Raw genomic sequence first — 13,363 nt, forward strand, 5'->3', positions numbered from 1 at the left:
TGGCCTCCAATCCAGCCAGCATCTTGAATCACAAACATCCGGCTTTGGGAATCCTACGATTCTCTCAAAATAGGAATCGCTCTAGCCTCGGGCTTTTGGAAGCTGATAGAGGGCAGCCTTCTGGCCTTGGCTAACGGCGAGTAAACTAAGGCGAATCAGAACTTCGCCCCCTGAAGAATGTTCCCGCAGGGGATTGGTGTTTCTCTCGGCTGGGTCAACTGCGATCTGCGCGAGCAGCTATTTATTCCCAGAAGATAGTCACGGACCTCTACGGCATACTTAACCGTCGGTTTGGCCCCCTCACTTCGTCTGCGATGCTGCTTTTCGAACTTTCAGAGAGACGATGACCAGGCGCCGGCTGATAATTCCGGGCGGTTTGCTGGCAGCCCGCTTCGCGCCCTCGGCATGGGCTGCGCGCCGATCCCAAGGCGTCTGAAACGTTCCGACCCACACGCCGATCTTCGCCGCCTTGGCGTTTGCCTGCTGCCCCGCATAGGCGCCGTGGCTGAAAGGGGGCCAGTCGAGCGCCTGGCCGTGCTTGACCATCAAGGCGTCCGCGCTGGCGCCCTGACGAAGCTCAATGATATCTTAAGAATTGTTCGTGGGGCGGGAAGGTCGACCGCGATAAGGACGGGATCCCGTGTGGTCTGGACACCCAACACCGCGTGTCGTGAAATTCTTCTATCGGGCCGCGATCGAACATCGATATGTTCGTGGGCGGAGACCGCTCAATGGCATTTCGATTCGTACACACGGCCGATATTCACCTTGACTCGCCGCTGCGTTCGCTGGCGATGCGAAACCCCGACCTTGCCGAACTGGTCGGAGACGCCAGCCGCCAGGCTTTTATCTCGATCGTGGATCTCTGCCTTGCGGAACGTGTCGATGCGCTGGTCATTGCCGGCGATCTCTACGATGGCGATCAGACATCGATGAAAACCGCGCGGTTCTTGGCGTCACAGATGACACGACTTCACCAGGCCGGCATCAAGGCTTTCAAGATCCGCGGCAATCATGACGCCCTGTCGCGGATATCGAAACAGCTGGTGTTCCCTGACACGGTCACGATCTTCGGTGGCCGTCCGCAGTCCGTGCTGCAGACAGCCGGCGGGCTTGACGTCATGTTCCATGGTTTGAGCTTCGCGAGCCCCAAGGCACCGGAGAGCCTGCTGCCCAAGTATTCAGCGCCGCGTGAAGGCGCGGTCAATGTCGGCATTATGCATACCAGTCTGGCCGGATCGCCCGGCCACGACGTCTACGCTCCCTGCAGCGTCGCTGACCTGCACAGCCATGGCTTCGACTACTGGGCCCTTGGGCACATCCACGTCCGCCAAGTCCATCCCGGTGCGAGCACCGTGGTGATGCCAGGAATTCCACAGGGCAGGGACATCAACGAGGCCGGGGAGAAATCCGTCACCCTGGTGACGATACGAGACGACCGCACCGTAGAGATCGAGGAGAGACTGACCAGCATCGCGCAATTCGAAAGGGTGAATGTCGACCTGACCGAAACGGTGGAATGGTCCGATGTCGTCGGACGAGTCCGCTCCGCGCTCGAAGATGTGCGCGCCTCCGTCAGGTCCCGTCACGTTGTGGTCCGCCTCGGCCTGACCGGGGCTTCACCCTTATCCTGGCGGCTGATCCGTGACCGCGACCTGCTGCTCGCAGAAGCTGAGCAGGTTGGCGGAATCTGGGTGGAGAAGCTCGAACTTAACGTTGCTCCATCCGTAGCCGAAGCATCCGAGGGCGTCGCTGATCCGATCTTCGAACTCGCTCAATCCATGCGCGCCGATGCCAGGTCGGAAGCTTTCCGCGCCGAGGCGAGGGCGTTGGTCCAGAAGATGATCGGGGATCTTCCGCCTGACGGGCGCGATTTCGCCGGTAAGAACGAGGCTGAGATGGAGTTGTTTCTCGACAGGGTGGTTGCCAATGGCGCCGACCTGGTCACCGCCCGCCTTAAGGCTGGTGGGTCACAATGAGGCTCCGGCGGCTTGATCTCATTCGTTATGGCAAGTTCACCGACAGGACGATCGACTTCGGGTCGAAACCGGAATCCGGTCCCGACCTGCATATCGTCTTCGGCCTGAACGAGGCCGGCAAGTCGACTGCGCTTTCTGGCTATCTCGACCTGCTGTTTGGAATCGAGGAACGCAGCCGCTACAATTTCCTGCACGAGTACAGCGCGATGCGCATCGGCGGGGTGCTCGAACTCGGCGGCGCGGAGCACACGTTCACACGCACGAAGCAGCGCACCAACTCATTGTTGAACGCGACTGGCCAACCGGTTAGCGAAATGGCGATATCCGCACATCTGGCCGGGCTGTCTCGCGACGCATACGAGACCATGTTTTCGTTGGACGACGAAACGCTGGAAGCAGGTGGAAAATCAATCCTGGAATCGCGCGGCGACCTGGGCAAGTTGCTGTTTACGGCGAGCGCCGGCCTCGGGCACGCAAGTGATACATTGAGCGTGCTCGAGACCGAAGCGGACAGGCTCTATCGCAAGCAGGCACACGGAACCGAGCTTGCGCTGCTCAAGAAGCGGCTTGCGGAACTGAAGTCCGGGAGGGACGCGATCGACACCTTGGCGTCGACTTATGAGAGCCTTGAAGCCGAGCGTCTCGACGCGACAGAAAAATACGACCGCAGCATCGCCGAACGGTCGGTGCTGTCGGCTCGGCTCGATACGATCGCGAAGTATCTTCGCGCGATCCCGATCCTTGCCGATATCCGACGTAAGGAAGCCCAACTGGCCGAGCTGCCTGAGATCGCTTCACCGTCACGGACCTGGACGGGCAGCGTCGCCGACATGATCGAGACCGACGCCAGTCTGAGAACACGGCTATCTGCGAGTGTGGACGAGCTCGAGCGGGTGACGACGAAAATCGCCTCGGTCGATGTGGACGCGGTGATCCTGGCGATCTCCGAGCGGGTTCGCGGTCTGGCCGACCGCAAAGTGCGCTACGTCTCGGCCGGTCTGGACCTGCCAAGTCGCAGGACCGAGCTGCAGATCCTCAACAATGCCGTGACGATCTGCCTTGCTGCCCTCGGACGATCCTGCGAGCCAGAACCTGCCAGACTGCTCTTGCCTGCTGCAACCATCGGCGCTGTCCGCACCATGGTCGAGCAGCGATCCGGGATCGTTACCAGCGTGCGCGTCGCGCGCGACGAGGCTGCGGCAGCCGCTGATGCGCTTCAGGCGGCACGCGAGCGGGTTGGCGAAGAACGGGCCGTGCCCGAGCCTGCCAGGGCAAGACTGGCCTCGGCTGTGTCAACGGCAAGGGCGAGTGGGCACTTGAGGGAAATCAAGGCGGCACGCGAGGCCGTGGATGCCGGCGCAATTCGATGGGAGGCCGCGATCGCGCGCTTGCATCCCTGGTCGGGAGATGCTCAGGCATTGGCCAGGGTCGCCATTCCGAATGCTGGACAGCTTGGCGCATGGAAGGCGCTTGCAGCAGAGCTCGAAAAGAGCAGGGGCGTCGTTTCCGAGCGTCTTGCCCAGCACCAGGACAATCACGACTTGCTTTCGGTGCGGCTGGATGCCCTTCGTGCCTCGGTCGATGTCACCGACGATGATGTGGCGGGCGCCATTCGGCGCGCCCGGGACGAGGCTTGGGCAAGGCATCGCGATGACCTGACCGGCGAAACTGCGGATGATTTCGCGGAAGCACTGGCCCGAGACGACAGCGTCGCGGCAGGCCGTCTGGCTAACGCCCGGGAGCTCGTTGAGATTCGCAGCACAAACCGCAACCTCGCTGAAGCCGCGGCCAACATCGCGCATGCGCGCGACCAACTTGCACGCATTGGCTCGGATCTGGAGGCAATGTTCTTGGAAATTCGCGCAGCGGCAAGAGACTTGCTCGGCCCGTGCGAGGAAACATCCCCCGAGCAGCTGATCGAAATGATCGGGGATCGCATTGCTGCCCGGATCGATGCGCTCGCGGCCTGGGAGGAGATCGAGCTTTCCCGCAAGAAGACCGAGCGCTCGGTTGATGAGGAAGGGCGAATACGCCTGGAGCTGAGCGGTGCGCTGGCGAGTGTCGGCGTCGGTTCAGATCTTGGTGACAGCCTGGAGACGGTCATGGCGGTGGCAGAGCTGTTCCTTGAAAGGCAATTCAAAGTGGACGCTGAGCGCACCGAGGCGCTCAAGACCGTTAGCGCAAGGCAAGATGACTTGGCCGCCAGACGTCGAGCCATCGAAGTCGCTGAGCGGCGAGAGGAGGAATGGCTAACCGGCGTTGCCGAAGCGCTCAAGGGGACATGGCTCGAGAGCGGCATCTCGGCGCCCGGCGTCGGCGGCGTCCTCGATCAATTGGCTGAACTGTCCAAATGTCTTCAAGACCGCGGCGCCATGCAACTCCGTATCGAGAAGATGGAGGCCGACAGGAACAATTTCCTGGTCGACGTTACCGCCATTGCAGCCGAAGCGGACGAGGCGGCCGACGACGACGAACCGGAACAGCTCGCGATTCGACTTGCCGAGCGCCTGGAGCGCGCCGAGCGCACGCGCGAGGCCAAGGCAAGCCTCGTCATTGACCTGCAGCGCTTGGAGGATGGGCGTGAGATCCTCGATGCCGAGATTTCGGCACATGAGCGGCGCAAGAACGAGGTCCTGAGCGTCTTTGGCGTGGCCACGCTATCCGAAGTCGTGCAACGCGACGAACTGCTGCGCGACAGGGATCGCCTGCGCACAGCCGTGGCCGAACTCGAGGAGCAGGTGTCGTCCGAGCTCGGGGTAGAAGGGTTCGAGCAGGCGCGTTCGATATTGGAGGCCGTCAATCTCGACAGTCTCGCAATCGAGAAGGCCGAAGCGGAGCAACGGCTTCGCGACCTTGACGAGGTGTTGCAGCAACAGCTCATTCGGCAGACGCGCGCGACCGACAAGCTGGACGCCATTGGCGGCGACAGCGCTGTTGCTCGCATAGATGCCGAACGGCGTACGGTCCTTCTGGAAATCGAGGAAAAGGCCGTCCGCTATATCGAGCTCAAATTGGGAATAATGTCGGCTGGAAATGCTCTGCGTCTCTATCGCGAGCGTCACCGCTCCGGGATGATGGAGCGCGCATCAGACGCGTTCGCCCTTATGACGCGCGGCCAGTACTCTGGCCTGACAACTCAACCTGTGAAGGGTGGGGAAGTGCTCATCGCGTTGCAGCGCGATGGGCAATCCAAGGTCGCCGATGCGTTGTCAAAGGGCGCGCGCTTTCAGCTCTATCTGGCCCTGAGGCTTGCGGGGTACTACGAGTTTGCGCAGTTTCGGCCCTCCGTACCCTTCATCGCAGACGACATCATGGAAACCTTCGACCATGTCCGTTCCGAGGAGGTCTTCAGGTTGTTTGGCGAAATGGCAAGTGCCGGTCAGGTGATCTATCTTACGCATCACCAGCACCTATGTGAGATTGCCAAGGCTGTTGTGCCGAGCGTAGCGATTCACGAACTTGGATAGTAATGGGTGATTGTGTCGTAACCGCTCGATGAGGGCGTTTTGCGCTACCAATCATTTGATGAGGACGTCAAGCTAGTAGCAAGTAAGCCAGGTTGCCAGTCCGAAATATGTGGACATTTTTCGGACATGAGCGAGACTCGATCCGACCTGAAGGCTCTCATCCAAGATCGCATGGTGGCAAGTCCACCACGCAAGGCCTGGACGCCTGCGGATTTTCTTGACCTTGGCAATCGCGATGCGGTGGACAAGGTGCTGCAGCGGACCGTCAAGGCCGCTGAGCTGCGGCGGATTGATCGCGGACTGTACGATCGACCGACATTCAACACCCTGACCCAGCAGAAAAGCCCACCAGACCCCCGTCGCGTCATTGATGCCGTAGCACGGCGCGATCAGATCCGGGTCCTCGTCGACGGCATGACCGCAGCAAATGACCTCGGTCTGACTAACGCGGTGCCGGCTCGCATCGTCGTTCACGCCGACGCGCGGTTGCGGCCGATTCGCCTTGGCAACCTCGACATCACCTTCCGGCCCACGTCGGCCAGCAAACTTTATTGGGCAGGGCGTCCGGCAATGCGCGTCGTCCAGGCGCTGCATTGGATGCGCGATATGCTGGGCCAGGATGACGGAAACCAGAAACTGTTGCGGCGTCTGCGCAGACTGCTGAACGATTCCGACCAAGGTGAGCGCCTCCGGGCCGATCTGGCCGAAGGCCTGCCAACCCTTCCCGCTTGGATGCAAGTTCTTTTGAAGTCCCTGCTGAAGGACGCGGCCGAGATATCCCAAGCCCAGCTCCAGCCGAACGGGACTACGCCACCGAGAATGCCGAGCCAATCAATTCTGCCTATGACCAACTTTTGAGCGCCGACGCCGAGACAAGGGCGGGCCTGTTTACGACAACAGCTCAGCGTCATAGCTCCACGCCGCAGAATATCGAATAGGACTTCTGGGTGTGCTGGACCTTGGACGCGCTGTTCAACGGCATGCCCGAACGACAGTCCACGGCTGCTATTCAAACGGGGCACCTTCCTTTCCAAGGGGTTCGGCCTGATCGGCCGGTTTTCGGAAGACATCGATGTGACTGTGCTCCGCGATGCCAGCCCGTGACCATAGCCCTTGCGGAAGCACTGGGCTCGGATGTCTTTCGATGGGGAATCGACCTTTTCAACCACGGCTATTACTGGGAAGCCCATGAGGCTTGGGAGCCTCTCTGGCACGCTGCGAACGAAGCACGCAGCACCGCCTGTTCTTCAAAGGCTGATCCTGCTGGCGGCAGCCGGGGTGAAAATCCGTGAGGGAAAGCGGGTCGCTGCCGTGCGCCATGCGACAAAAGCTGCCGGGCTTTTTCGTCAGGTGGTGATGATGCCCAGCCGGCTCTTTGAGACCGCACTCGGGATGACACCTGCCGCGCTTGCAGAATATGCCGAAGCAGCCGTACCTTCCCGGATTTTGCCAGAACCAAAGCCTGACCAGCCCGAGCCGTTTTCGATTTTATTCTCGCACCAAGACTTGAGAGTGTCTGATCGGCAACCCTTGGTAGGGTTCAACCCAGCTCCGCCTGTGGAAGGCTGGTTACTCCCGCCTATTTTGTGTCCGGGCTACATAGGCCGATGGATCTGCAGCAATCAGGCCGCGGTCTTCGTGCGCGTCCGCTTCACCGGCGCCGGCTTTTCCGGTTCTTTCGGCTTTCGGCCGAGCCCCATCGTCTTGGCCAATGCCGAGCGCGCTGCGGCATAGTTCGGCGCGACCATCGGATAGTCCGCTGGCAGGCCCCATCTGGTGCGATATTCGTCGGGCGTCAGGTTGTGGTGGGTCGCGAGATGGCGTTTCAACGACTTGAACTTCTTCCCGTCCTCAAGACTGACAATGTAGTCCGGAGTGACCGATTTCTTGATCGGCACGGCAGGCTTGAGAGCCCCGGACTTATCCGGCGCAGCACCGCCGCCGGCGGTGCCCTTCAATGCGGCGTGGATCTGACTGATGAGGGCCGGCAAGTCACCGACCGGAACCGGATTGTTCGAGACATAGGCCGAGACGACGTCGGCAGTGAGTTCGATCAGGTTACCGGCATTGCTTTCAGCTTCTTCTGTCACGAAACTCTCCTGGCGGCTTGAAAGACAGTCGGCGAAATTGTCCGTTTCATAGTGGCGGTTGGCGCCAAACGCAACGAGCGCATTGGGCATTATTGTGATGGCTGTTTCTGCACAGCGGTCATGGCAATGCAGCCCGCGTCGTGCGCGGGTTGGTCCGTCCCCCTGTTCGTCTGGGCAAGCCGGTCCAGACTACCAATCGTTTTCTGTTGGCTCCATGCCGACCTATTCGGCATCGGGCAGAGATGCTTCCGGCACTTCTTCCAAAATCGATGATAGGACGCTTGAGGAAAGAGCGTGCACAAGCGGCGTTGGAAGTTTGAGAATTCGCGGATATGCCGCACAAGATAAATGCAACGCAGAGCCGGAAGCACGATGCGACCAGGTCAGGATCGCAGGAGGAAAAGTAGCCGTGACGCAGAAAGGGATCACCTTGAAGGACGTTGCCGCCGCGGCCAATGTGTCGCGCGCTACGGCGGCGCGTGCGCTCAACAGCTACGGCTACGTCGGCGACGAGACCGCGCTGCGGGTTCTGGAAGCCGCCGAAAAACTGGGCTACCGGGCCAATCTCGTGGCGCAGGCCCTGCGCAGCGGTCAGTTGCCGATCGTCGGCTTCGTGCCCGGCGACATCCAGAATCCGTTCTTCGCACGCATCGCTCACGACATCGAGGTTGAGCTGCGCAAGCATCGCCACAACCTGCTGATCGCCAGCAGCGAGGAAAATGTCGAACAGGAAAAGGAGCTGTTGGAAAGCCTGCGGTCGCTGAGCATCCGCGGGTTCATCCTGGCGCCGACCTCCGCAACCGACAGCGAGCACATCGTCCAGCTGGTGCGTGAAGGCGCGCCGGTCGTGCTGATCGACCGCGTCGTCAAAGAGGTGCATTGCGACAGTGTCGTTGTCGACAATGAGGGCGGGGCGGGCGAGGCCGTGGACTACCTCGTCGCCAATGGCCATCAACGGATCGGACTGCTGCGCGACGAGTCGCGCATCTTCACCGCGCAGGAACGTCTTGCCGGATACCAGAATTCATTGCAGTCCCATGGCATTGCGCTCGACGAATCGCTGATCAGCGTGTCGCGCTCGACCGTCGAACATGCCGTCGACGCGACCATCCGCCTGTTCAGCCGCCGCAACCGCCCGACGGCCCTGTTCACCGTGGATAGCCTGATGACCCAGGGCGCGCTTCTCGGTCTGCGCTCGATGGGCCTGTCGATCCCCCACGACGTGTCGTTGGTGGGCTTCGACGACTTCAATCTCGCCACCTTCACCGACCCCCAGATCACCGTGGTAGCCCAGCCGATCTCGGAGATCGGCCCGCTGGCTGCCAAGCTTCTGCTCGAACGGTTGTCCGGCAAGAAGATCGCGCCTCGCCATATCCGGTTCCCGACGCGCCTGATCGTGCGCGGTTCGGTTGCTCGGTTCAGCAGGCGCTGACAACGGCCGGATTCCTTCGTTTTCAATAACTTTGTCGGCAAGGGCTTGCCAATCGCGGAATTGCATGGCCATTATCCAAATGTGAGATCGATCTCACATTGATCGAGACTGATCAAAGTCTGGTGAGACGGGCGCATCGATCCTTGCGCCCGGACAGAGGCTCTACCGCATCCGAGTACAAGGAAGAACTGCATGCTGAACTTCGACAGAGACCGCTTCATAAGGATTCAGAGCGGGGCCGTTGCCATCGCGGGCGAGGCGCGCTCGCTCATGCGCAGGCTGATTTCGGAGGGCGTCGAGCGACTGTTTTTCATGGGTACCGGCGGCGTGCAGCTCCTGACGCTCCCGGCGATCGAACTGGCGCAGCGTTACTCCACCTTCCCGGTCTGCGCGGCATATCCGGCACAGGTCGTGCTCGACCCGCCGGCCGGTCTCGACAGCAAGGCTATGGTTGTCATCCCGTCTTTGTCGGGTACGACCAAGGAAGGCGTCGAACTCATGGTTTTCCTAAAGAAGCGGGGCGTCCGCACGATCTCGCTCACGGGCCATTCGGACTCGCCGATAGCGCGGGAAGCTGACCACAACTTCACGAATTTCGCCGAAGACGACACATCATCGGAATCGTTCTACCTGCAGACGTTGCTGATCGTCTTGGCGCTTCTGGCCGAACGCGGCGAATATGACGGCTTCGACGCGACTGTCGCCGAGCTCAAGCTGTTGCCGGGCCTGCTCGCCGATGCCAAGGCCGCGTTCGAGGGCAAGGCCGCCGAACTGGCGGGGACGATCAAGGACGAAACCTATCACATCTTCACCGGCGCGGGATCGGTTTGGCCCGAAGCCAACTACTACGGCATGTGCATCCTCGAAGAGATGCAGTGGATCCGCACCCGCCCTGTGCACGCCGCGGACTTCTTTCATGGCACGCTCGAACTGGTCGAACCCGGCGTTAGCGTCTTCGTGTTCAAGGGCGAGGATGCGCTTCGCCCGTTGGCCGACCGGGTCGAGAATTTTGCCACACGCTACACGGACCGTGTTCGTACGCTCGACGCCGCCTCGGTCAAATTGCCGGGCATTTCCGCCCAGGTGCGGAGCATGATCTCGCCGGTCCTGCTTGCCACCTTGCTCGAGCGGCTGAGCGCGCATCTCGAGGTGCTGCGCAATCACCCGCTGACGACACGTCGCTATTACAAACGCGTTGAATACTGACCCACTCTCACCTCTGAAGGAGCTGCTAATGGAACGTTCGCTGCAAGTCGTGGCGGTCACAGTGGCCGCGGTATCATCATTGGGGCTGTCGATGGTCGGCAGTTTCGCCGCTTCGGTGCCGGTTGCGGCCGATCCCAACGCCAAGGTGGAATACAGCGGCACGCTGTCGATCCTGACTAAGTTCGGACTGCAGCAGCTGTCGCCCTATTTCGTCAATCTGGCGCAGGACTATGAAAAGCTCCATCCGGGCGTGAAGGTCGAACTCATCCAGGAGAGCGACGACAGCGTGAAAGGCAAGACGAAGACCTTGGTGGCTTCGAATTCGCTGCCCGATATCTACTTCTCCTGGACAGGAAGCTGGGGCGGCAACTTCGTGCGCGGCAATCGCGCAGTCGACCTGAGCGCCGTCATCGGCCCCGACACGGACTGGGGCAAGACGCTCTCTCCGGCCGCTGTCAAGGCATTCGAATACAATGGCAAGTTCTATGGCATTCCGCTTTACCAGGATGCCAAGTTCATGGGCTACAACAAGCAGGTCTTCGCCAAGCTCGGCCTCAAGGCACCAGCCACTTTCGATGAACTGTTGACCAGCTGCGACGCCATTCGCAAATCCGGCGCGACACCGATTTCGTTCGGCAACAAGGAGGCCTGGCCGGCAATCCACTTCGCCGGCCAGTTGCTCGCCTACAACGTGCCGCAGGCGACCTTGGAACGCGACTTCGATCCAGCCGCTGCCGATTACGGCGATCCAGGCTATGTCGCGGCGCTCAAGCAGTTCAGCCAGCTTGTCGAGCGTTGCACTGATGGAGCCGGCGTCAACGGCACGTCTTATGCCTCGGCTCTCCAGGCCTTCACCAACGCGCAGTCCGCCATGTACTATCAGGAGATCATCGAGTTCGATCAGGCCGCCACGCCGGATTCGGCCCTGAAACCCGCCGATTTCGGGTTCTTCAGACTGCCGGTGCCCGCCGGCGCCAAGGGTGATCCCAAGTCGATTGAGGGCGCGCCGGAAGGCTACATGATCAATGCGGCATCGAAGAACATCCCGCTAGCGATCGATTTCATGAAGTTCGCGACCTCCAAGGAAAACGCGCAGGTCCTGTCAGCGCCACCCTACGGCCAGCCGAGCGCCACCATCGGCGGCGCGTCGGAAAAGAACATGAGCGCTGCTGTCGTTGATGGTCTCAAGGACATCAACGCGGCCTCCTACCTCATGCCCTGGTTGGACACGGCCAACCCGCCACGCGTCGCCGCCGTCTGGCTCTCCAGCCTGCAGGCGCTGGCAGGTGGCTCGATGACGCCCGAACAAGTGATGGACGAGGTGCGCAAGGCCGCATCCGCAGCCAAATAAAGCAGACCATGGCAAGGGCCTCGGACACGATGGAGAGCGCCGCCCTGCTTCGCGGCGTCGCCAGGCCGCAACGGCCAAAGAGGCCGCGGGCCCGCTTCGCCAATCTGTTGTCGTTGCGATGGGCGGCGATTGCACTGATCCTCATCGGCTGGTTCGTCTACTATCCGATCGTCGACAATTTCATCGTCAGCACCACCGACCAGGACATCTATACCGGCGAGGTCACCAATGTCGGCCTTGCCAATTATGACCGGCTGCTGCATGACCCGGTCGTGCTGCTGGCGTTGTGGAACAACTGCCTCTACGCCATCATTTCCGTTATCTTCCAGGTCTTCGGCGCGTTCCTGCTGGCGGCCATCATCGAGGACCTGAGGAGCGAACGCTGGCGCCGCCTGTGGCGTGCCGTCTATTTCGTGCCGTCGGCCATCTCGATCACCGTGACCGGACTGCTGTTTTATTTCATCTACCAGCCGCAGATCGGCTTGCTGGATGCCGCGCTCAGCCGCGTTGGTCTCAGCCAGTTCGTCATGCCCTGGCTCGGGAACGAGCACACCGCCATCTACGCCATCATCGCCATGAGCCAATGGCAGGGATTTGGCTACTCGACGCTATTGTTTGCCATCGCTATCCAGAAGATCCCGCGCGACCTTTACGATGCCGCAACCATTGACGGCGCCGGCCCGGTTCGTCGCCTGTGGAGCATCACCTTTCCGCTGACCCGGGAAATGACGGGGCTGATGATCATTGTCACGATCACCGGCGCGTTCCAGGTGTTCAACGAGGTCATGGTCATGACCGCGGGCGGGCCAAACAACAGCAGCCAGGTGCTGGGCACATGGCTCTACCAGAAGGCCTTTATTGAAGACAATTTTGGCTATGGCGCCGCGATTGCCGCCGTCATCTTCGTATTGACTATGCTGACCGGCGCGGCGCAGCTCTGGTACACGAAGCGCCGCCGGGTGCAGCTATGAGCGCGACGGTTGCGGTCGGGCGGATCCGGCATGTTAACGTGTGGTCCGTCTTCGCCCGGACTTTCCTCTATTCGTTCCTGGTCTGCCTCGGTGTCGTCGTGATCTATCCGCTGATCTGGATGGCGCTGAGCGGCTTCAAGGACAATGCGCAGATCTTCGGCGATCCCTTCGCTCTGCCTGCCCATTGGTCCTGGAACAACTATGTGCAGGCCTGGAACCAGGGCGTTCGGGGCTATGTCATCGTATCCGTGCTGGTGACCGTTGCCTCGGCCATATGCACGGTGCTGATCAGCGCCTGGACCGCGTTTGGCCTGACCCGAACCAGGATGCCGGCAAAGCCGCTGGTCGTCGGCATCGTGCTGGGCGGCTTGATGCTCAGCCCCACCGTGGCGATCATTCCACTGGTGAAGATGTTGCAGGCGCTCGGTCTCTACAACACCTACTGGGCGCTGATCATTCTCTACACGGCGTTCCGGGTGCCGTTCACCACCTTCCTCATCCGCGCCTACATGCTGGATCTGCCTGAAGACATCGACGAGGCGGCGACGATGGATGGCGCCAGCGAGGGTCAGATCTTCTGGCGCATCACCTTGCCGCTGTGCCGGCCGATCATCATCTCCTGCGTCATCCTGCACGTCCTGTTCGCCTGGAACGAATATCTCTTCGCCATGATCTTCACGAGCGGCTCGGATGTGCAGACACTGCCGGTTGGACTGACGTCGATCATGGCAACCCACGGGACCAATTACGCCGTGGTGTTCGCGGCCATGACGATCTCGGCCCTGCCTATCGTGATCGTGTTCTTTGCTGCGCAACGCTACTTCATCCGTGGTCTGGCCGAAGGCATCGGCAAATAACAATTCCCGA

Annotated in this window: 12 protein-coding genes; 10 read left to right on the top strand and 2 right to left on the bottom strand. The window is 60.9% G+C overall.

All coding sequences use genetic code 11. From position 1 onward, the window contains the following. Nucleotides 1-300: 300 nt before the first annotated feature. Nucleotides 301-546 (bottom strand): hypothetical protein, encoded by a 246-nt coding sequence (locus NKI99_RS24105; RefSeq protein WP_352612303.1) that lies wholly within the window; start codon nucleotides 544-546, stop codon nucleotides 301-303. A gap of 185 nt (nucleotides 547-731) precedes the next feature. Between NKI99_RS24105 and NKI99_RS24110 the strand changes: the two genes are divergently transcribed. The 5 genes from NKI99_RS24110 to NKI99_RS24130 all read left to right on the top strand — a co-directional run bounded on the left by NKI99_RS24110 (nucleotide 732) and on the right by NKI99_RS24130 (nucleotide 6,738). Beyond that, entirely contained in the window at nucleotides 732-1,979 is a 1,248-nt protein-coding gene (locus tag NKI99_RS24110; RefSeq protein WP_127297995.1) for a metallophosphoesterase family protein, read from the top strand. Next, complete coding sequence (locus NKI99_RS24115) at nucleotides 1,976-5,446, top strand: AAA family ATPase (RefSeq protein ID WP_352612305.1); 3,471 nt, start codon at nucleotides 1,976-1,978, stop codon at nucleotides 5,444-5,446. The genes NKI99_RS24110 and NKI99_RS24115 overlap by 4 nt, the downstream gene beginning before the upstream one ends. Nucleotides 5,447-5,572: 126 nt before the next feature. Further along, a complete protein-coding gene (locus tag NKI99_RS24120; RefSeq protein ID WP_352612307.1) occupies nucleotides 5,573-6,304 on the top strand; it encodes a DUF6088 family protein in 732 nt (243 codons plus the stop codon). A gap of 144 nt (nucleotides 6,305-6,448) precedes the next feature. Further along, nucleotides 6,449-6,550 (top strand): nucleotidyl transferase AbiEii/AbiGii toxin family protein, encoded by a 102-nt coding sequence (locus NKI99_RS33910; protein ID WP_502905560.1) that lies wholly within the window; start codon nucleotides 6,449-6,451, stop codon nucleotides 6,548-6,550. After that, nucleotides 6,547-6,738 carry a DUF309 domain-containing protein gene (locus NKI99_RS24130; protein ID WP_352612308.1) on the top strand — a complete coding sequence of 64 codons (192 nt, stop codon included), beginning with the start codon at nucleotides 6,547-6,549 and terminating at the stop codon, nucleotides 6,736-6,738. Before NKI99_RS33910 ends, NKI99_RS24130 begins: the two co-directional genes overlap by 4 nt. Before the next feature lie 330 nt (nucleotides 6,739-7,068). Here NKI99_RS24130 and NKI99_RS24135 read toward each other — a convergent pair whose 3' ends face one another. Further along, nucleotides 7,069-7,536: a Ros/MucR family transcriptional regulator gene (locus NKI99_RS24135; RefSeq protein ID WP_206638070.1), complete on the bottom strand. Its 468-nt coding sequence runs from the start codon at nucleotides 7,534-7,536 to the stop codon at nucleotides 7,069-7,071. Nucleotides 7,537-7,966: 430 nt separating this feature from the next. Here NKI99_RS24135 and NKI99_RS24140 point away from each other — a divergent pair, with 430 nt between their 5' ends. The 5 genes from NKI99_RS24140 to NKI99_RS24160 all read left to right on the top strand — a co-directional run bounded on the left by NKI99_RS24140 (nucleotide 7,967) and on the right by NKI99_RS24160 (nucleotide 13,353). Further along, nucleotides 7,967-8,968 (top strand): LacI family DNA-binding transcriptional regulator, encoded by a 1,002-nt coding sequence (locus tag NKI99_RS24140; RefSeq protein WP_352612310.1) that lies wholly within the window; start codon nucleotides 7,967-7,969, stop codon nucleotides 8,966-8,968. 192 nt (nucleotides 8,969-9,160) lie between these two features. Next, complete coding sequence (locus NKI99_RS24145; RefSeq protein WP_352612312.1) at nucleotides 9,161-10,174, top strand: SIS domain-containing protein; 1,014 nt, start codon at nucleotides 9,161-9,163, stop codon at nucleotides 10,172-10,174. A 28-nt stretch (nucleotides 10,175-10,202) separates the two neighbouring features. Continuing rightward, a complete protein-coding gene (locus NKI99_RS24150; protein ID WP_127297606.1) occupies nucleotides 10,203-11,525 on the top strand; it encodes an ABC transporter substrate-binding protein in 1,323 nt (440 codons plus the stop codon). An 8-nt stretch (nucleotides 11,526-11,533) separates the two neighbouring features. After that, nucleotides 11,534-12,496 (top strand): carbohydrate ABC transporter permease, encoded by a 963-nt coding sequence (locus NKI99_RS24155; RefSeq protein ID WP_352441571.1) that lies wholly within the window; start codon nucleotides 11,534-11,536, stop codon nucleotides 12,494-12,496. Beyond that, nucleotides 12,493-13,353, top strand: a complete 861-nt coding sequence (locus NKI99_RS24160; RefSeq protein WP_352441570.1) for a carbohydrate ABC transporter permease — start codon at nucleotides 12,493-12,495, stop codon at nucleotides 13,351-13,353. The genes NKI99_RS24155 and NKI99_RS24160 overlap by 4 nt, the downstream gene beginning before the upstream one ends. The last annotated feature ends 10 nt before the right edge of the window (nucleotides 13,354-13,363 follow it).

The sequence above is a fragment of the Mesorhizobium sp. M0239 genome (assembly GCF_040321815.1).
Classification (GTDB): Bacteria; Pseudomonadota; Alphaproteobacteria; order Rhizobiales; family Rhizobiaceae; genus Mesorhizobium.